Origin of the sequence: Chryseobacterium sp. MMS23-Vi53 (genome assembly GCF_047651245.1) — a bacterium.
Taxonomy (GTDB): domain Bacteria; phylum Bacteroidota; class Bacteroidia; order Flavobacteriales; family Weeksellaceae; genus Chryseobacterium.
In genome coordinates this window covers 3,104,447-3,123,274 of the sequence record NZ_CP180265.1, presented here as the reverse complement: position 1 = coordinate 3,123,274, position 18,828 = coordinate 3,104,447, and the positions used below count along the sequence as shown (strand labels likewise).

Sequence of the window (18,828 nt, the reverse complement as noted above, 5' to 3'; positions counted from 1 at the left end):
TTTAATTACGGTTTAAATGATTGATATTGGTTTTTAAATTTCAGATAACTTTCCTCATCGATATTGAATTCTCCGTACCAAACATAGTCGAAAATATAAGAGAGATCATAAAATCCGTTTTTCAAATGCGGAACTTTCAATTCAGCAACGTAGTCTTTATTCGTCTTTTCCGGATTCCAATTGATGAGTTTCTTATCGCTTAATTTTTTCAGGATAAACAAAAACTGATAACGAACTGCAGATCGATAATCTCCAGATTTTTCAAATTTTAAAATTGTTTCAGGGAAATTGATCTCGTGGATATTTTCATGCAATTCTTCATCTCTTATTTCAACTTTCCTATTTTTCTTTCCAAAGAAAGAAAGACTACCATTATTTATTAAATATTTAATGATAAAATACAGCAAAAATCCGACAAGAAGAATCGCAAACAAACGCATCAGAATTCCCGCAAAATTCGATGAATTTGAGAAAACTGTTTTTCCAAAAATACTTTCTAGAATTTTGGAAATTTTATTCATCAGTTTTTCCCAAAAAGACATTCTTGGTTTTACAGTTGTATAATCAAACTCAGCTCCTTTATATCTTGAAGGTAAATTTTCTTTAAATTGTTTAGGATAAACTGTGTTTTCTGTCACAGGATTTTTAGACAAAACAGAATCTGCGCGATACATATTTTTGTAATGCCCTGTGTTAAGTGAATCCACATAAACTTCTGCGACCGGCGGTGGCGGGTCGTTTTCTGTCTGTGCATAGGAAAAATCGACAGAGAAAAAAAACAGTAAAAAAGCAAAGATTTTATTCATTGAGACCGATGGTTTCTATTTCTGCCAGTTCCATTTTTTGGTGAAAATCTGTTCTGCTGTCGTAATACATTAAACCCGAATTGATGTACAAAACGTTCATCAATAAAGAAGAAATTATTGTTGAAACTCCGTAAAGGAAGAAAATAAGAATTCCGAAACTTCCTGTGAAAGGATTTTCTTCAAATTTTCCGTCAGGAGTCATTGTTGTTAGTTTCATCATGTACAAAATCATCGGAATGGCAGAAAAAATTCCACTTACAATGTAGAAAAGAATTCCAAGAATGATTGTTGATCCCCAATACTTCCAATAAGGAGAACGCTCTCTTCCGTTCGGATAAGAAAACTGCGATCTGATTGCATAACTCAAACTTTCAAAAAAACCTCTTTTTCCATTGAAATAATCATAGCAAAGAAAAGTGATGATATTGAATAAAGTCGGAGCAACAAAAAGTATCAGAACAAATCCGATAACAATTATAATTAAAAAATAGGAAAATCCGAAAAGTATCGTAGCAACAGGCATTACAAGAAAAGTGAGCCCGAAATAAGTTGTCAGAACTTTTTTCCCGTTTGTTTTAAAATCGTGTAAAATGTCATCCGTTTTTATGTCCGTATTTCCTTCCGCTAATCTTCGCATGTAGAAAACCGGAAAGAGAAAATTTATCGTTATTAATGCGGTGGAAAGGATAAAAAGGAAAATCCCGATCAGTATGAACATTCCGATATTATTTTCTAAATACTGCTCCATATAATAGGTTTGTCCGCTTATATTTGAACCGAAAAGTGCTCCAAAAAATTCTTTAAGACCCAAAAGAATTACAATAACCATTAAGATCAGCAATATTCCGTTCAGGAGAATAAAATTCTTGAAGTAGTTTTTTCCGTATAATTTAAAAAAAGCGAAGCTATCACTTATAAAAGATCCAAAATCTCTCTTTTTATAAAATTGCATCATTGATTTGGTTATTAATTTTTTTATTTACAATAGAAGGATAAACAAAATAATAAAATCCGATAATAGCCAACGATCCGAAAATGATGATTAAATTTAAAATCAATGGCATTTTCAAAGCGTGTCTCGTTACATATCCCTCGATGATTCCCGCACAAATTGTAAATGGAATTGTGCTTAAAAATATTTTAAATGAATCTCTAAATCCGTTTTTAAAAGAATTAAATCTCGAAAAAGTTCTCGGAAATAAAATTGACGTTCCCAAAATCAATCCGCACATGGCTTCAACAACCATTGCAAAAATTTCGAAAACTCCGTGAAGCCAGATTCCTCTTGCGCTATCCTGCAAAGCTCCGTAATCGTAGAAAAAATATTGGAAAGATCCCAACATCACACTGTTGGAAAGAAGTGCGTATAAAGTTCCGACACCTCCTAAAATTCCGTAGAGATATAATTTCGCACCAACTCCGATGTTATTAAAAATAATTCCAATAGAGCTTCCCCAAGTCGAACCACTTTGATATACTCCAACCGCATTTCCAGCCTTAATATTTTCTATGGTCTGATTAACATAATCTTCACCCAAAATAACGTTGGCAAAGTCTTTATCGTAAATTCCGGAAAGCAATCCGATTAAAGTAAATAAAATAAAAAATAGAAAAGCGTACCCCAAATATCTTCGGTACTGAAAAACCAACAACGGAACTTCCGTTTTGAAGAAATACAAAAGTCTGTTTTCCTCTACTCTTTTCGTTTTATAAATTTTTTGAAAAATCTGAGAAGACAAATGATTCAGGTAAACAGTTGTGTTACTTTTCGGGTAGTAAGTCTGCGCAAAAGACAGGTCATTGACAAGGTTGATGTACAGCGAAGACAGGTCATCAGGATTTTTTTTAATTTTCCCTTGAATAACCTGTTCGATTCCCAACCATTTTTCTTTATTTTGTTTAATGAAATAAACCTCTCTCATAATTGTAAGGCTAAAATAATAAAAAATATGTCTCAAATTGCGATTAATACTTCACAAAATGTAAATATTAATTTCAACATTGCCAGTGTTGGAGATCGAATGATTGCGTTTATTCTCGATCTACTGATAAAAGTAGCATATGGCTTTTGTATTTTCTATCTTTTTTTCAATATTCTGGATCTTGGTTACATTCTAAGTGGTATGGATAACTGGTCTGTTGGTGCGGTTTACAGCATTCTGCTCTTCCCAACTGTCATTTATTCTCTGGTTTTGGAAAGCTTGATGGAAGGACAAACTCCTGGTAAAAAGCTAATGAAAATTCGTGTTGTAAAAATCGACGGTTACCAAGCCGGATTTGGTGATTATATGATTCGCTGGATTTTCAGAATTATTGATACTACTTTTGTCTGTGTTGTGGGTTTGATTTCGATGATTGTTTCTAAAAATAATCAACGTTTGGGAGATATTGCTGCGGGAACTGCCGTTATTTCTTTAAAGAATAATATTAATATTTCTCACACTATTTTAGAAAATATTAAAGATGATTACATTCCTACTTTTCCACAAGTCATTGCTTTGAGCGATAATGACATGAGAATTATTAAAGATAATTATCTAAAAGCGATGAGAGTTGACGACAGACAGATCATTTCTAAGCTTTCAGATAAAATTAAAAGTATTCTAAAACTTGATAATGATTCTATAAAAATGACCGAGAGGCAGTTTATTGGTGTTGTTATTAAAGATTATAATTATTATACAGGAAAGGATAATTAGAGTAAATTGTTAATTTGTTTCGCAAGCCAATTGTGAATTTTTAATTCTTAAGTTTTAAAATTGACAAAAGACTGAATTGACCATTCACAATTCACTTTTTATTTTCTTGATTTACATCAAAACTTCTGCGGTGCGGTTTTTGTATTTTTACAACTATAAAAGCTTAGATTATGATATTCGAAAATGATAAATCAGGAAATGGTGGTGTCATTACTTTAAATAATGAGATCAAAGAAATTGGAAGATTAACATATACGATTTTCCCGGAAGACCATAAATTTATCATTTCCTTTGTTTTGGTTCATCCCGAATTTGAAGGTCGAGGAATGGGAAAATATCTGGTTGAAGAAGCTATCAAATTTGCCCGAGAGAATAACTGGAAAGTTTATCCACATTGTTCTTATGCGAGATCTGTAATGATGAGAATGAACGATGTTGATGATATTCTACTTGAGCGTTAAAACTTCATTCACCAAAATTTCTTCAATATCATCGGGGTAGTTGACTTTAAGATGTTGATCGGAAGCAACCCAATTTTGAATTTCTTCCAGTTTTAAAACTTTAGAGTTCGGAATTCCCATTTTGTCTAAAGCGCAAGCGTTACATTCCTGTTCGTACTGATTATGAATTGGAATAACGAATAATTTTTTATCCATAAAAAGAGCTTCAGCAGGACTTTCAAAACCGGCATTGCAAAGAATTCCATCGCAATTTTCAAAAGATTTTAAATATTGAATTTCATCAATCGGGAAAACTTCAACATTATTTTCTTTAAACTGAAGTTTGGAATATTTAGAAAAAACTTTCCATTCAACAGGAATTTGCTTCAAAACTTTAATAATATTTTCATCCGAAAAACTTGGAAGATATACCAAATAAAAATCTTTTTTGTCTGGATTTAAATTTCTGATTTTCCTTCTAATTACAGGTTTTTTGATTTGTGGATGATAATTCTCAAAATGAAAACCAATTTTTCTATCGCTAGGAACGTAATATTTCAAAACCATTTCTCCGAAGAAATCTTTTTTGTCTGGTTTGGGCGTTTCTTTAAATAACATCGAAGCTTGATGACTTAATTCGATCATTGGATGTTTCTTGAATTTACAAGTCCAACCCGTCAAAGGTTCGTAATCATTAATAACCAAATCATATTTTGAAAGATCAATTTCTCTTATCGCTTTAAATGCTTCAAGAAAATTATTATCTGTAAACGTTTTTTTATAGGATAATCCTCCTGTTTTATCATAAAGCAATGAAATTCCTTTATGTTGAAAATTGACGTCGAAATCGGCCTTTAATTGCGATTGGTGTCCGCTTATTAAAGTATCAACAGACGCATATTTTTTTAAAAGGGGAACAATTTCCTGTGCACGTGCAACATGTCCGTTTCCGGTTCCCTGAAAGGCGTATAAGATTTTCATTTTGTGAAATTGGTTACTATTTTTAAAAGCTCAGCACTGTCGATATCCTGAATTTCTTCTGTTCCTTCGTCTTTCAACGAATCCTTGTGATCATCATAATAAAAAATTTTCCATTCGTTGTCATTGTATTCCAAAGCAGAAAGATTTTCAATCCAGTCTCCAGAATTCAGATAAGTGCAAGAACCTTTTTTGTTGACAACTTCACGAATCTGCGGTTGATGAATGTGTCCGCAAATTACGTAGTCATAATGATTGTCAATTGCTAATTCTGAAGCCGTTAATTCAAAATCGCCAATGTATTTTACCGCTTTTTTCACATTGTTTTTAATCTTTTTCGAAAATGAATATTTTTCTTTACCCATTTTGTCTAAGAACCAATTTACAACATTATTGATTACAATTAATAAATCGTAACCTTTTCCACCTAGTTTTGCAATCCATTTTGAATGCTGAACAGACGCATCAAAAACATCTCCATGAAAAATCCATGTTTTTTTGTTGTTGATTTCTAAGAAAACTTTGTTGCAGACTTTAAGCTTACCCAACTCGAAATCGGTAAACTTCCGGAACATCTCGTCATGATTTCCGGTAATGTAGAAAACATCGGTATTTTTTGTAGCAAATGAAAGGATCTTTTTGATCACCTTCAGATGAGGTTTAGGGAAGTAAGACTTTTTAAATTGCCAAATATCTATGATATCGCCGTTTAAAACTAAAGTTTTAGGCTGAATAGAATTAAGATATCTCAGTAATTCTTTAGCCTTACATCCATAAGTTCCCAAATGAACATCCGATATGACAACTAATTCAACGTTTCTTTTCATAGTTTTATGCAAAGAAAGTACTTGAAAGTTAACTGTATATGAATGTTATATTATTTTTTATAAAGTTTCCATCAACTCCTCTGTGATTTCCATATTGTGATATACGTTTTGTACGTCATCATCATCTTCGAAACGCTCAAGCATTTTCATATTCGCTTTGAATTGATCTGCATTTACTTCCTTTGTATTGTTTGGAATTCTTTGAAGTTCTGCGCTTTTTGCCTCGATTTTAAGCTCATCTAATTTATGAGATAAAGAACCGAAATCTTCAAAAGCAGTCGTAATCATTACTTCTTCTTCGTCTTTTTCCACATCTTCTGCACCACCGTCGATCATTTCCATTTCGAAATCATCCCAATCCATTTTAATCTGAGCCAAATCGATTGTGAAAATTCCTTTTCTGTCGAAGATGAAAGCTAATTCGCCATTTTTTCCAAGATTTCCGTCAAACTTATTGAAGATTGCTCTTACGTTGGCAACAGTTCTTGTAGGGTTGTTGGTTGTACATTCTACAAAAAATGCAACACCTCCCTGTCCGTATCCTTCATAAGTGATCTCTTCATATTGTTCTGCATCTGCACCACTTGCCTTTTTGATTGCTCTTTCAACATTATCTTTTGGCATGTTTGCACCTTTCGCATTCTGGATACATCTTCTCAATGCTGGATTTGCTTCGGGATCTGTACCTCCAGCTTTTACAGCCAAAGCAATATCTTTACCTATTTTAGAGAAAGTTTTGGCCATTTTATCCCATCTGGCCATTTTCGAAGCTTTTCTATATTCAAACGCTCTTCCCATTTCTATTTTTAAATTTTCAACAAAATTAACTAAAAGTCAACAAAAAAAAAATACCCCCAGAGAACTGGAGGTATTTATATTTAGAAAAATTTAATTATTTTTTCTTTTTAACTACTTTTTTAGCAGTAGCTTTTTTCTTAGTAGTTTTTTTAACTTTTACTGGAGTTGGATCTTCGTAATCTCTTTTCTTAAGAGCATTCCATTGAGCCGCATCTTCAACAGCAGTTACAACTACTTTTCTGTCAACTTGTCTTTCAGCATCAGAAGCAGTAGCAGGTACTGTAGCTTTAGCTTTACCAACACCGATAGATTTAAGAGCGTTAGCATCTACACCTCTTGCATCTAAAGCAGCAACTACAGCAGCAGCTCTTTCTCTAGATAATTTCAAGTTGTAAGCTTCAGATCCTTTAGCATCAGTTCTACCTTCTAATAGATAGTTACCTCCGTCTTTTTTGATCAAGTCAGCAGCAGCATCTAGTGCACCTTTAGACTCAGCCTTAATTGTAGCTTTGTTGAAATCAAAGAATACGCTTCCGAATTTTTGTTCTAATTCAATAGCAGTTTGTTTCTTAGGCTTAGGACATCCGTTGTATTCTGGAAGACCTGGAACAGTAGGACAAGCATCATCTTTATCTAAGATACCATCACCGTCTGTATCTGGCCAAGGACAACCGTTGTTTTCTGCAGGACCTGCAACTGTAGGACAAGCATCATCTTTGTCGATTACACCGTCACCATCAGTATCTGGCCAAGGGCATCCGTTGTTTTCAACTGGACCAGCCACATCTGGACATTGATCGTCTTTATCTGGAACTCCATCACCGTCAGTATCAGGACATCCTTGGAATTCTGGTAAACCTGGTGTATCTGGACATAAATCGTCTTTATCTAGGATACCATCCTTATCTCTATCTCTGTTACCAAATCTGAAGTTCAATGAAGCAGAAGCTTGCCAGAAGTTAGCAACTGTAGACTTATCACCTGGAGTTGATACATAATCTCCTTGTACACCTAAACCGAAGTTTTTAGTTACCCAGAAGTTAACACCAGCACCAGTAGAAACTGTAAAGAAGTTAGCTTTACCGTTTTCGTTACCGTTGTCTCCATTTGTAACCCACTCACCGTTTGCATCAGTTCTTGGGAATGTAAGAGAAGTGTAATCATGTCTTAAATAGTTAGCACCAACTCTTAAATATGGGTCAAACCAAGACTCCTCGTTCCATAAAAGACCAGCAGCTTTAGCCTGGAAACCAAGACCAGTCATCAACATGAATTCCTTACCCATGTTAAATCTCTTGTTTTCAACATTTCCAACTGTAGTTTGCCAGTCGATTACCAAACCTTTACCAATATTTCTAGCTACTGTAAGCTTAGATAATGGAGGAGTAATAGAGAAGTTGTTCATATTGAACATTGTCTTCGTCAAATTATTAGCAGAGAACGTATTACTGAAGCCGTTTCTCTGTGCCAAATGGTTCTCCGCGTGAGCACCAACTCCGATCAACCACGGATTGTTGGTAGTCTGAGCGAACACAGTAGAAGCAACAGTAAGTGCCAATGCTGAAATTCCTAATTTTAGATTTTTCATAGAATTAAATGATTAAATAATTGATAATGCAAAATAAATATAATTTTTCTTTATATACAAAGTTTTTCAAATGATTTTTAACTTTTCTTTAATATTCTGTCGAGGTTACGTTTATTTTCTCTATCTTTTATGCTCTCCCTTTTATCGAATAGTTTTTTACCCCTTCCGAGAGCAATTAAGACCTTTGCTTTTCCCCTATCATTAATATATAGTTTTAAAGGAATAATCGTATTACCTGCGTCTTTTAATTTTTTTTCTAGTTTTTGAAGTTCTTTTTTGTGCAACAGCAATTTCCGTTCCCTTTTTGTTTTGTGATTATAAAATGTTCCCAATTTATACTCATCAATCATCATATTAATAATGTATAATTCCCCATCAATAAACTGACAGAACGATTCTGTAATGGATGCTTTTGAAGAGCGCAAAGATTTTATTTCTGTACCTGTTAAAACCATTCCCGCTTCATATTCTTCCATGATTTCGTACTCAAATCTGGCTCTTCTGTTTAATATATTGACCGTTTTTTCAATCTTCATTTTAAGTTCGTATATAAAAGATGTAAGAATTTAATAAAGTTGCACTCACCTCTTTAATATTATTTATCGAAGACTCCCGCATTTTATTAAATTTAATTAATGAAATATATAAAAAATACCCCATATTTAAAAACTTGAATATTACATTATTACGAAATACCCAAATTCTTTTCGTATTTTTGCGCCAAATTTACAAAACTATATGTTAACAGTATCTAACTTATCTTTACAATTCGGGAAAAGAGTTCTTTTTGACGAAGTAAACATTATGTTTACGAAAGGAAATTGCTACGGGATTATCGGAGCAAATGGTGCAGGAAAGTCTACATTCCTTAAAATATTAACAGGAAAGCAAGACCCAACAACAGGACACGTATCTTTGGAACCTGGAAAAAGAATGTCAGTTCTTGAGCAGGATCACTTTGCTTACGATCAATTTACTGTTCTTGAGGCTGTTTTGAGAGGTAACAAGAAATTATTCGAGATAAAAGAAGAGATGGACGCGCTTTATGCGAAAGAAGACTTCTCTGATGAAGACGGAATTAAAGCTGGTGAACTAGGTGTAATCTACGACGAAATGGGAGGTTGGACTGCAGAATCGGATGCACAAACCATGCTTTCAAACGTTGGTATTACAGACGATATGCACTGGCAAATGATGAGTGAGCTTGAAAACAAAGACAAAGTAAAAGTTCTATTGGCTCAGGCACTTTTCGGAAATCCGGATGTACTAATCTTGGATGAACCTACGAACGACCTTGATATCGATACGATTTCTTGGCTGGAAGATTTCTTAGCTGATTATGAAAATACAGTAATTGTTGTATCTCACGACCGTCACTTCTTAGATACCGTTTGTACGCACATCGGTGACTTAGATTATGCTAAATTGAATCTTTATACAGGTAACTACTCTTTCTGGTATCAGGCTTCTCAGTTAGCAACGAGACAAAGAGCTCAGGCTAACAAAAAAGCGGAGGAAAAGAAGAAAGAACTTCAGGATTTCATCGCAAGATTTAGTTCAAACGTTGCAAAAGCTAAACAGGCTACTGCAAGAAAGAAAATGATCGATAAATTAAACATCGATGATATCAAACCATCTTCAAGAAGATATCCGGCAATCATTTTCGAAATGGAAAGAGAAGCGGGAGATCAGATCTTAGATGTTAAAGGTCTTGAGAAAACAAAAGACGGAGAATTATTATTTTCAAACATCGATTTAAACCTTAAAAAGGGAGATAAAGTTGCTGTTTTGTCTAAAAACTCATTGGCGATTACAGAATTTTTCGAAATTTTGGCTGGAAATGTAGAAGCAGACAAAGGAACTGTTGCTTGGGGGGTTACTACAAACCAGTCTCATATGCCTTTAGACAATACAAATTTCTTCCAGGAAGATCTTAGTCTGGTTGATTGGTTAAGACAATTTACTAAAAATGATGAAGAGCGCCACGAGGAATTCGTAAGAGGATTTTTAGGAAGAATGCTTTTCTCAGGTGACGAAGCCTTGAAATCTTGTAAAGTACTTTCAGGAGGTGAAAAAATGAGATGTATGTTCAGTAGAATGATGCTTCAGAAAGCAAACATTCTTTTATTGGATGAACCTACAAACCACTTAGACCTTGAAAGTATCACTACTTTGAACAACTCTTTGTCTAACTTTAAAGGAAATCTTTTGCTGGCGTCTCATGACCACGAAATGCTTTCAACAGTCTGTAACAGAATCATCGAACTGACTCCAAACGGAATCATCGACAGAGAAATGACTTACGATGAATATCTTGCTGATAAAAAAGTGAAAGAATTAAGAGAGAAAATGTATTCTTAATTATCTACTTTTTTAGTAATAAAGGAAATAGCTACTCCGATAATGAGTAGCTATTTCCTTTTTGGAGTTAGACCTAATTTTATTTTTTAATAAATTTTTGTGTTGATGAACTTCCGTCAGAATTTTTAACTGTAAGGAAGTAAGTTCCTTTTATTAATTCAGATATATCTATTTTTTGATCAGATTGGCTTAACGATAAAAGCGTCTTTCCAGAAACATCAAAGATTTTCATTTCTGTAATTTTTTGGTTCGATTTTAAATATAAATAATCTGATGCCGGATTAGGAAAAACTATTAGATTATTTTTGATATTAGAGTTTGTAAATTCTTTTGTTGCCAAAACACTGTCAGAATAATATATATTAATATTATCAAAACCTGCTTTCAGATTAGTATTATCCGAAGTAATTCTCATTTCATATTGCGAAATATTAAGATTAGGAAGAAGAGCATATCCTGCAGGAGCATTCGTTAAGCTAAAATTACCTTCAGGAGTAGTCCAAAAACATTCACCAGAAATCAAATCATAAGATAAAGAAACATTCAACCACACATTTTGCGGATAAGAATTATTGCCAAATTGTATCGTCTTAATAACCCTGTTATTTCCTTGCATTAGTGCGACTCTCCCTTCAAACTTTCCTGATACAGCACTAAAATACAAAGAGACTACGGGGCGATAAATATAATTCGAATCAAGATTCGAAAGAGTAAAACTTATTCCTCCGGTTCCCGCAATGTTTCCTGTATAAAAACTATAGTCTGCAACCAATAAAGTATTCCCTGAATGAGGTATAGCCGCATTGATTTCCTTACTTACAAAATGAGCACTAGTATTACCATTGGTAGCAATTTCTAAAGATTTTCCCTGCCAAGAGTCAATATTTGTTATTTGATAATCAATCACATTTCCGTAACCAACGAAATTGTTGTTCTGCCCAAAGGCATTTGTAGAAGCTGAAAGGTTCCCTAAATTAAATGATTCAAAATTTTCAAAATGAACACTTTGTGCATTAAAAAATGAACAAATGAGTAATCCACTTAAAAGTATACTTTTCACGGTTTATAAGTTTTATTTGTAAATATAACAAGTTTTATTAAAAATCTTTAGATTTTTTGAAATAATAAATTTTGAAACATTTTTTTTGATTTCTGCAACATCTATTCAAGTTTTAATAGCAAATATTCAAAATCAGTAATAGATTTTTTTCTAAAAAATTCCCTATTTTTGTGAAATGAGTCAAAAATGGATTTATAAGCCCGAACCCGATGAGGAAATTGTGGACGGATTGAGTTCGTCACTTGGTTTTGGAACTTTCGAATCTAAACTCCTCGTTATGAGAGGGATTGACAATTATCAAAAAGCACGAGAGTTTTTCAAACCCAACCTTACCGATATTCACAACCCTTTTTTAATGGCAGATATGCAGAAAGCTGTAGAGCGAATTGCAACTGCGATTGAAAATGGCGAAAAAATATTGGTGTACGGAGATTACGATGTAGACGGAACTACAGCCGTTGCATTGATGTATCTGTACCTCAGCAAAATTGTTCAGAAAAAGTATTTAGATTATTATATTCCCGACAGAAATTCTGAAGGATATGGAATTTCAACAGAAGGAATTGATTTCGCCAAAGAGAATGGTTTTTCATTAATCATTGCTTTAGACTGTGGAATCAAATCTTTGGATATGATCAGCTATGCGCAAAGCTTGGATATAGATTTTATCATTTGCGATCACCATTTACCCGGCGACGAAATTCCCAATGCTGTAGCCGTTTTAGACCCAAAAGAAGCGATTGCCGTTATCCTTTTAAAGAGCTTTCCGGCTGTGGAGTCGGCTTTAAGCTTTGTCAGGGTTTAAATACGATTTACAAACTTCCTGAAACAGAACTATTTGAATTAACAGACCTTTTAGCAATCTCTATCGCAGCAGATATCGTTTCTATGACTGGCGAAAATAGGGTTTTGGCTAAAATGGGCTTAAAAATATTAAGAAAAACAAGAAATTTAGGATTAAGATTATTAATTCCTGAAGACAAGCTTTCTCATTTTGAAATTTCGAATATTGTATTTGAAATTGCTCCAAAAATTAATGCAGCCGGAAGAATTTCGCATGGAAAAGCCGCCGTTGAATTGATGGTTTCAGACAATTTAAAGCACGCTCACCAAATTGTAAGCGACATCATGAATCTGAATGATGAAAGACGAGAACTCGACATGAACTCCACCCTTTCCGCTTTAAATCAAATTATTGAATCTCAGCAAGAAACAAAATATACAACCATCGTTTATCATCCTGAATGGAACAAAGGTGTTATCGGAATTGTAGCTTCAAGACTTATTGAAACTTACTACAAACCGACACTGGTTTTTACCGATGGAAACAATGGAGAAATGGTTGCATCTGCAAGATCTGTATCGGATTTTGATGTTCACGAAGCACTTGATATGTGTTCCGAATATTTCTTAAAATTCGGAGGACACCATGCCGCAGCGGGACTTTCGATGGAGAAAGATAAATTTGCAGCTTTCAAGGAAAAGTTTGAAAGAGTGGTTTCCGAAAAGATCAAAGACCATCAGAAAGAGCCTTCCATCACGATAGATTCTGAAATTTCGATCGACGAAATCAACAGAGAATTTATCAATTTTCACAGAAAATTAGGCCCTTTCGGACCTCACAATATGAAACCAATTCTCACTTTAACGAATCAAAAGCTTTCCGGTTATGTAAAAACGATGGGAAAAGATAACAATCATCTTAAATTCTACATCAAGCAGGAATCCACCGGAAGAAATATTGAGTGTGTTGGTTTTAAATTAGGACAATTTGTAGAAGATTTCAAGACTAAAAATTTCGATCTGGCTTTCACCTTAGAAGAAAATCACTGGAAGGGAAATGTAACGCATTATCTTAACATTAAAGATGTAAAGTTTAGAGATTAAATGAAAAAAATAGGTTTATTTTTCGGTTCTTTTAATCCAATTCATATTGGTCATCTTATTTTAGCGAATTATATTCTGGAAAATTCTGATATGGATGAGTTGTGGTTTGTTGTAAGCCCGCAAAATCCTTTTAAAGAAAAAAATCTCTCCTGAAAGATCATAACAGATTGGATATGGTGCAGCTCGCTGTGAAAAATTATCCGAAAATGCGCGCTTCCAATGTAGAATTTTCGCTTCCTCAACCAAGCTATACCATTGATACCCTTACTTATCTTCATGAAAAATATCCAGATTATTCTTTTAGTTTAATCATGGGAGAAGACAATCTGGAAAGTTTGCATAAGTGGAAAAATTCTGAAACTTTAATTAAAAATCATCACATCATCGTTTATCCAAGAATGTTTGAGGGTGAAAAAAAAGATTCTGAATATCTGCAGCACGAAAATATTTCTCTAATTAAAGCTCCTGTTATCGAGTTGTCTGCAACCGAAATCCGAAACATGATTAAAATAGGAAAAAATGTGAGGCCTATGCTTCCACCAGAAGTTTTTGACTATTTGGATGGGAGTAGTTTTTATAAATAGTTATGATAAGATTTTATTTGTTTTTTCTTTTCTGTACACAAGTTTTTGCTTTTGGACAAAATGTTTCTGAGGATTCTATTAAAAATCAACGAGAAATTGAAGCCAAACTGCGAGTACAAGAAATATTAAAATATCGAAAAGAACAATGTTCTAAGGATTCTTTAAAGGCTGTTGAAGAATCAAAAACAGTTAATAAATATTTTATAAATATCGCAGCGCCAAATGGATCAGATTTTCCTGCTGAAAAAGAATTAGAAGCTTATTTAAAAAAAATTGGGGTAATTTGGGGTGGAACATGGATGGGAAATTGTTTCGGAACGTATTCTTACAATGCTTGCTATTATCAATATATGAATCAATTTACCAAAGAAAAATTTGGTGAAGAAATTATTGATAACCTTGTTAAAAAATCACTTTTAGATTACATAAGTAACGAGCCTTCTGCCATTTTTAAATATAATGATAACTTCGAATTACTTTATGATGAAAATGATTTTTCTAAAGATAAATTAATAAATGAATACTTTTTTAAAGACTTTATTTATCCTAAAGGATATAAAGTTTCGAACGAAAAAAATGTAAATTTCACTGAAGTAGAATTAGCTTTTGACGATAATACTCGAAAACTACATATAGAAAATTTTATTCATCATATTGATAATAATCATAACAAACAATTTATACCTTACTTCGAAAAAAAGATCAGATATTTTGTTAAATCGCGTAACTTTGTCAATATAGAACATTCAAGATATGAAGTAAAAACATACTTCAAAATTTATTATAAATAGCCAAAATGAATTTCTTAGAACAATTTTTCTCAAAATATCCTCAGGAAAAAGTCATCAGATGGTTTAAGCAGATTTGCCTTGCAGAAGCAGTTTCGTGGTTTTTTCTTTTTACTGCGATGACCTGGATCCGTGTGGATCCAACGGGTGTTTTACCCATCATATACATCAGTACTATTGGTAGCATTCACGGATTATTTTTTACGCTTTACCTACTGTTTATACCTTCGATCAGGAAGATCTACATTTGGGACGATGAAGACAGTGTTTTTGCTTTAATCGCAGCCTTCTTTCCCTTTGCCACAATTTGGATTGATAAAAAACTTGCCCGTTTCGATAGAGAATAAATATTAAAAGAACCTAAAAAGGTTCTTTTTTTTGCTTAAAACTTTTCTTTTGCTAATATTTCATCTCCTATTTTTCATTAAATAATTTCTTAAATCTATTTTTTTCAATTTTAGATGTAACAGATTTTAGCCCAAAATTGTCATAATAAGTAACAAAGCCACTGAAGTGGAAAATTTAACTTAAAATTTTAATACCTGAAAATCAAATAGTTAAATTTTATTTAAAAACATTTTAAGTACTTTGTATTGCATGATACTAAATTTATTATATATCTTTGCAATGTTAAATAATAACAAATACAAGCTATTAAACTCTCTAAAATATAAGATCATGAAAACGACCATCCTTATCGCAGCAATATTTTTTAGCGGATTAACTTTCGCACAGGAAAAAAAAGATTCAGTAAAAACAAAAAGTATAGAAGGTGTAACTTTAACAAAACAGGTTTTCAAAAAACAAAGTGACCGTTTTGTGTATGATGTAGCTGCTTCACCCGTAGCAAAAGGAAATACAACTTTCGACCTTTTGAAACAAACTCCGCTTTTATCTACAACCGATGATAAGACTTTAAAAATTGTAGGAAAAAATAATGCAGTAATCTTCATCAATGGTAGAAAGACCAATATGGATGCGGAATCTTTAACTCAATTCTTAAAAAATACTCCAGCAGAAAATATTCAGAAAATTGAAGTAATTACTGTTCCCGGCAGCGAATATCAGGTGGAAGCTTCGGACGGAATCATCAATATTATCTTGAAGAAAAAAATGAGTAACGGGACAAGTGGAAACATGAGAATGTCTAATACTCAGAATAAATACAACGCAAGTAATGCAAGTTTTTCGGTGAATTATAGAAAAGATAAGCTGGGAATTAATGCAAATTTAAGCGGTGGTGAAAATATTCAACCTCAATCTTATATTTTAAGAAACGGAATTGGCGATGTAAAAAATGAATCAGTAGGAAACATCGACGATCCAAATAAAAACATCGGTGGCTATTTAAATATTGATTATCAACTGACTGAAAAAAGTAACTTAGCTCTTTCATGGAATTCTTGGGCAAATAAAAGCTATAATTCAACAATTGATTTGTATAATACTCTGGTACAACCTGATCCTAAACATGCAGGTCAGCTTCTGACAAGCCATACGTGGACAAAAAATAAAGAAGATGCGAGAAATTACAACAACTCGGTAAATTTAAATTATGAAATAAAACTTGATTCTTTAGGAAGTAAATTCAATGTAAATGCGGCATATCTTAATTATAAAAGATTCCAGTTTTCTAAAAACAATACTCTAAATGAAAGCTTAACTCCAATAAAAACTATAACGCAGGACATTCCCCAAATTATCAATAACTTCTCAGGAACAGTGGATTATATCCAAAAATTCAAAAATGATTTCACAGTTTCTGTAGGTGGAAATTTCAATAAAACCAAAACTGACAATGACACTAAGAATTTCACCTATTTCTTTAAAGATGACGGAAGTCTTGACAGTGTAAATCCAAATCCAAAATCAGATTTCAATCATTTTATTTATGATGAAAATATTTACGGAGTTTATTTAACTTTTGAGAAAAAGTTCTCTGATAAATTTTCAGGGAAAGTAGGAGCAAGATATGAAATCACAAACAGCTTGGGAACAGCCGACAGTTGGAAAGATGGGGTAGAATCTTATCAACAAATAGATAGAAATTACAATAATCTTTTGCCTTATTTAAGTTTCAATTATGCAATTAATGATAAGAATAATTTATCGTATTCATTTTCGAGCAGAATGAGAAGACCGAGCTTTTGGGAGCTAAACCCTGTAAAAAATATTATTACAGAAGATAATTACACCCAAAACAATCCTTTCGTAAAAGCGTCTTCAACGTACAATCAGGAGCTGACTTATATGTATAAAAACTCTTACTTTTTGATTTTAAATCATACGTACGAAAAAGATCAGATCACTCAGGTTCCGTTACAGAAAACGTACATGGATAAAGACAATATGGAAAGAGTAAGATTGGCTTACATCAGAACGAATTTTGGAGATAAGCAAGAGATGTCTGCAATGGTTGGGGTTCAAAAATCGCTTTTCAAACAATATTTAACATTGAATTTCAATGCCGGAGTTCAGCACAATATCAACAACGGTACATTGGATACAGATCCTACAACCGGAGAGGTTTTCGACACTTATATCAACAACAGAAAATCTACAAGTTTTGTGGTGACAAGTAACAACACCCTTCGTCTGGATAAAAAGAAAACATGGTTTTTAGGTGTAAATTTCTTCTATGTTGATAAACAGCAAATTGAGCTTGGAATGTTGAAAAACTTAATGAGTTTAGATTTAAGCATCAAGAAAAACTGGAACGACTGGACTTTTGCAGTGAATGTAAATGATGTCTTAAGAACCAACGTTGTAGAAATAGAGGATCGTCAGGATAACGGAAATTACAACTACATCAAAAACGACATGTACAGAAGAAGCTTAAGTGTGAGTATTACTTATAATTTCGGAAATCAGAAAGTGAAAAAAGTAAGAGACATCGAAAGTGCTTCAGACGCTATCAAAAACAGAACGAGATAAATCAATCATTCTTCATATAAATCATTTTGTGGTAACTCGCCGATTTCTCGGCGGGTTTTCTTTTTATTTAAACACAAAATAACACCAGTTCTTTCACAAATATGCACAATCTTTGCTCCAACAGTAAAGGGCTTTAGCCCGTTTAAGGAGATTAAAAATTAAAATCAGGTTTTAACCAAAACATAAATAAGGCTTAATAGAAAATGAAAAAAAATCTACTACTTTTATTATTGTTCATCACATTTTCCAGCTGTCGGAAAACGATTGATCTTGGAAAAGATGCTACTTTTAAAATTGAGCAAAATATTTCTTACGGTGAAGATCCTAACCAGAAAATAGATATTTATATACCTGGAAACAAACCTAAAAAAGATGTTTTTATCATTATTCACGGTGGTGGTTGGCGAGGTGGAAATAAATCTCAGCTCACATTTTTCACCTATTCATTAATGCAAAAGTTCCCTAGAAATGTTTTTGTTAACATGAATTACAGGTTGGCTTCACAAAAACATTTTGCTCTACCCGATCAAACACAAGACATACAAAATGTAATGAATCTTGTCGAAAAAAAATTAAAATATAAACCCAAATTCATTCTTCTCGGAAACAGTGCCGGTGGACATTTATCGATGTTTTATGCTTATCATTCCGATAAAAATAAAAGAGTAAAAGCGGTTGTGAACATTGTAGGACCTGCAGACCTCAATGACCGTGGCTTTAAAAATTATGATGATTATGCTTTTGTTGAAAAACACTTGGTTGATCCAAAATTGTGGATAAAAACACAACATTGATGGATTTTGGAAGTCCTACATATTGGATTAATCAAAACTCACCTTCTACACTGTCTTTTTACGGACTTCATGATACTGTTGTTCCTTTATCTCAAAAGAAAATTCTGAATTCTGTTCTTACTAAAAATGAAGTTTACAATGAATCATATGAATTTAATGGAAATCATCTTTCGTGGGAAAAAGAACCGAATTCAACTTTTGTAATTAATAAAATTGTTCAGTTTATAAAAAATGTGGATAAAAAAATAAACGCTCTGATTTCTCAAAGCGTTTTTTTATCGTAA

17 protein-coding genes and 2 pseudogenes are annotated in these 18,828 nt (G+C 32.9%); 10 read left to right on the top strand and 9 right to left on the bottom strand.

Features of this window, described 5'->3' with window-relative positions; genetic code table 11:
- Positions 1 to 5: 5 nt before the first annotated feature.
- The 3 genes from ACKX2A_RS13990 to ACKX2A_RS13980 are packed head-to-tail and all read right to left on the bottom strand — an operon-like array spanning position 6 to position 2,728.
- A complete protein-coding gene (locus ACKX2A_RS13990; protein WP_415325366.1) occupies positions 6 to 806 on the bottom strand; it encodes a DUF4129 domain-containing protein in 801 nt (266 codons plus the stop codon).
- Positions 799 to 1,761 carry a DUF4013 domain-containing protein gene (locus ACKX2A_RS13985; protein ID WP_415325365.1) on the bottom strand — a complete coding sequence of 321 codons (963 nt, stop codon included), beginning with the start codon at positions 1,759 to 1,761 and terminating at the stop codon, positions 799 to 801. The genes ACKX2A_RS13990 and ACKX2A_RS13985 overlap by 8 nt, the downstream gene beginning before the upstream one ends.
- Positions 1,745 to 2,728 carry a stage II sporulation protein M gene (locus tag ACKX2A_RS13980; RefSeq protein ID WP_415325364.1) on the bottom strand — a complete coding sequence of 328 codons (984 nt, stop codon included), beginning with the start codon at positions 2,726 to 2,728 and terminating at the stop codon, positions 1,745 to 1,747. Before ACKX2A_RS13980 ends, ACKX2A_RS13985 begins: the two co-directional genes overlap by 17 nt.
- 27 nt (positions 2,729 to 2,755) lie before the next feature.
- On the opposite strand from ACKX2A_RS13980, the gene ACKX2A_RS13975 reads away from it, so the two are divergent.
- Together ACKX2A_RS13975 and ACKX2A_RS13970 are read left to right on the top strand one after the other, a co-directional pair.
- Complete coding sequence (locus ACKX2A_RS13975; protein WP_415325363.1) at positions 2,756 to 3,505, top strand: RDD family protein; 750 nt, start codon at positions 2,756 to 2,758, stop codon at positions 3,503 to 3,505.
- 170 nt (positions 3,506 to 3,675) lie between these two features.
- Positions 3,676 to 3,966 carry a GNAT family N-acetyltransferase gene (locus tag ACKX2A_RS13970; RefSeq protein WP_415325362.1) on the top strand — a complete coding sequence of 97 codons (291 nt, stop codon included), beginning with the start codon at positions 3,676 to 3,678 and terminating at the stop codon, positions 3,964 to 3,966.
- On the opposite strand, the gene ACKX2A_RS13965 is transcribed toward ACKX2A_RS13970, so the two are convergent.
- The 5 genes from ACKX2A_RS13965 to smpB all read right to left on the bottom strand — a co-directional run bounded on the left by ACKX2A_RS13965 (position 3,952) and on the right by smpB (position 8,672).
- A complete protein-coding gene (locus tag ACKX2A_RS13965) occupies positions 3,952 to 4,926 on the bottom strand; it encodes a glycosyltransferase family protein (RefSeq protein WP_415325361.1) in 975 nt (324 codons plus the stop codon). The genes ACKX2A_RS13970 and ACKX2A_RS13965 overlap by 15 nt on opposite strands.
- Complete coding sequence (locus ACKX2A_RS13960; protein ID WP_415325360.1) at positions 4,923 to 5,750, bottom strand: UDP-2,3-diacylglucosamine diphosphatase; 828 nt, start codon at positions 5,748 to 5,750, stop codon at positions 4,923 to 4,925. The genes ACKX2A_RS13965 and ACKX2A_RS13960 overlap by 4 nt, the downstream gene beginning before the upstream one ends.
- A 57-nt stretch (positions 5,751 to 5,807) precedes the next feature.
- The gene (locus ACKX2A_RS13955; protein WP_415325359.1) at positions 5,808 to 6,548 is read right to left on the bottom strand and encodes a YebC/PmpR family DNA-binding transcriptional regulator; all 741 of its coding nucleotides are present in this window, start codon (positions 6,546 to 6,548) and stop codon (positions 5,808 to 5,810) included.
- A 94-nt stretch (positions 6,549 to 6,642) separates the two neighbouring features.
- Positions 6,643 to 8,136 carry an OmpA family protein gene (locus tag ACKX2A_RS13950; RefSeq protein ID WP_415325358.1) on the bottom strand — a complete coding sequence of 498 codons (1,494 nt, stop codon included), beginning with the start codon at positions 8,134 to 8,136 and terminating at the stop codon, positions 6,643 to 6,645.
- A 77-nt stretch (positions 8,137 to 8,213) separates the two neighbouring features.
- Positions 8,214 to 8,672: an SsrA-binding protein SmpB gene (gene smpB / locus ACKX2A_RS13945; RefSeq protein ID WP_415325357.1), complete on the bottom strand. Its 459-nt coding sequence runs from the start codon at positions 8,670 to 8,672 to the stop codon at positions 8,214 to 8,216.
- A 202-nt stretch (positions 8,673 to 8,874) separates the two neighbouring features.
- Between smpB and ACKX2A_RS13940 the strand changes: the two genes are divergently transcribed.
- The gene (locus ACKX2A_RS13940) at positions 8,875 to 10,497 is read left to right on the top strand and encodes an ABC-F family ATP-binding cassette domain-containing protein (RefSeq protein ID WP_415325356.1); all 1,623 of its coding nucleotides are present in this window, start codon (positions 8,875 to 8,877) and stop codon (positions 10,495 to 10,497) included.
- Positions 10,498 to 10,576: 79 nt separating this feature from the next.
- Here ACKX2A_RS13940 and ACKX2A_RS13935 read toward each other — a convergent pair whose 3' ends face one another.
- Positions 10,577 to 11,557, bottom strand: coding sequence for a T9SS type A sorting domain-containing protein (locus ACKX2A_RS13935; RefSeq protein WP_415325355.1), 981 nt, complete (start codon positions 11,555 to 11,557; stop codon positions 10,577 to 10,579).
- Between the two features lie 175 nt (positions 11,558 to 11,732).
- Between ACKX2A_RS13935 and recJ the strand changes: the two are divergent.
- The 7 genes and pseudogenes from recJ (at position 11,733) to ACKX2A_RS13900 (ending at position 18,828) form a co-directional block, all read left to right on the top strand.
- Positions 11,733 to 13,444 (top strand): annotated as a pseudogene (gene recJ, locus ACKX2A_RS13930) (single-stranded-DNA-specific exonuclease RecJ).
- Positions 13,445 to 14,028 (top strand): annotated as a pseudogene (gene nadD / locus ACKX2A_RS13925) (nicotinate (nicotinamide) nucleotide adenylyltransferase).
- Between the two features lie 2 nt (positions 14,029 to 14,030).
- Positions 14,031 to 14,819 carry a hypothetical protein gene (locus ACKX2A_RS13920; protein WP_415325354.1) on the top strand — a complete coding sequence of 263 codons (789 nt, stop codon included), beginning with the start codon at positions 14,031 to 14,033 and terminating at the stop codon, positions 14,817 to 14,819.
- 5 nt (positions 14,820 to 14,824) lie between these two features.
- Positions 14,825 to 15,163, top strand: a complete 339-nt coding sequence (locus tag ACKX2A_RS13915) for a DUF3817 domain-containing protein (RefSeq protein ID WP_415325353.1) — start codon at positions 14,825 to 14,827, stop codon at positions 15,161 to 15,163.
- Between the two features lie 331 nt (positions 15,164 to 15,494).
- The gene (locus ACKX2A_RS13910; RefSeq protein ID WP_415325352.1) at positions 15,495 to 17,750 is read left to right on the top strand and encodes a TonB-dependent receptor domain-containing protein; all 2,256 of its coding nucleotides are present in this window, start codon (positions 15,495 to 15,497) and stop codon (positions 17,748 to 17,750) included.
- Between the two features lie 203 nt (positions 17,751 to 17,953).
- Positions 17,954 to 18,544, top strand: a complete 591-nt coding sequence (locus tag ACKX2A_RS13905) for an alpha/beta hydrolase fold domain-containing protein (RefSeq protein WP_415325351.1) — start codon at positions 17,954 to 17,956, stop codon at positions 18,542 to 18,544.
- Positions 18,523 to 18,828, top strand: coding sequence for a hypothetical protein (locus ACKX2A_RS13900; protein WP_415325350.1), 306 nt, complete (start codon positions 18,523 to 18,525; stop codon positions 18,826 to 18,828). Before ACKX2A_RS13905 ends, ACKX2A_RS13900 begins: the two co-directional genes overlap by 22 nt.

Excerpts from the sequence above, each read along its gene's own strand:
- ACKX2A_RS13985 (WP_415325365.1), bottom strand. The coding sequence starts at position 1,761 with ATGATGCAATTTTATAAAAAGAGAGATTTTGGATCTTTTATAAGTGAT.
- ACKX2A_RS13940 (WP_415325356.1), top strand. The coding sequence starts at position 8,875 with ATGTTAACAGTATCTAACTTATCTTTACAATTCGGGAAAAGAGTTCTT.
- ACKX2A_RS13915 (WP_415325353.1), top strand. The coding sequence starts at position 14,825 with ATGAATTTCTTAGAACAATTTTTCTCAAAATATCCTCAGGAAAAAGTC.
- ACKX2A_RS13920 (WP_415325354.1), top strand. The coding sequence starts at position 14,031 with ATGATAAGATTTTATTTGTTTTTTCTTTTCTGTACACAAGTTTTTGCT.
- ACKX2A_RS13950 (WP_415325358.1), bottom strand. The coding sequence starts at position 8,136 with ATGAAAAATCTAAAATTAGGAATTTCAGCATTGGCACTTACTGTTGCT.
- ACKX2A_RS13955 (WP_415325359.1), bottom strand. The coding sequence starts at position 6,548 with ATGGGAAGAGCGTTTGAATATAGAAAAGCTTCGAAAATGGCCAGATGG.
- ACKX2A_RS13960 (WP_415325360.1), bottom strand. The coding sequence starts at position 5,750 with ATGAAAAGAAACGTTGAATTAGTTGTCATATCGGATGTTCATTTGGGA.
- ACKX2A_RS13980 (WP_415325364.1), bottom strand. The coding sequence starts at position 2,728 with ATGAGAGAGGTTTATTTCATTAAACAAAATAAAGAAAAATGGTTGGGA.
- smpB (WP_415325357.1), bottom strand. The coding sequence starts at position 8,672 with ATGAAGATTGAAAAAACGGTCAATATATTAAACAGAAGAGCCAGATTT.
- ACKX2A_RS13905 (WP_415325351.1), top strand. The coding sequence starts at position 17,954 with ATGAAAAAAAATCTACTACTTTTATTATTGTTCATCACATTTTCCAGC.
- ACKX2A_RS13970 (WP_415325362.1), top strand. The coding sequence starts at position 3,676 with ATGATATTCGAAAATGATAAATCAGGAAATGGTGGTGTCATTACTTTA.
- ACKX2A_RS13990 (WP_415325366.1), bottom strand. The coding sequence starts at position 806 with ATGAATAAAATCTTTGCTTTTTTACTGTTTTTTTTCTCTGTCGATTTT.
- ACKX2A_RS13975 (WP_415325363.1), top strand. The coding sequence starts at position 2,756 with ATGTCTCAAATTGCGATTAATACTTCACAAAATGTAAATATTAATTTC.
- ACKX2A_RS13910 (WP_415325352.1), top strand. The coding sequence starts at position 15,495 with ATGAAAACGACCATCCTTATCGCAGCAATATTTTTTAGCGGATTAACT.
- ACKX2A_RS13965 (WP_415325361.1), bottom strand. The coding sequence starts at position 4,926 with ATGAAAATCTTATACGCCTTTCAGGGAACCGGAAACGGACATGTTGCA.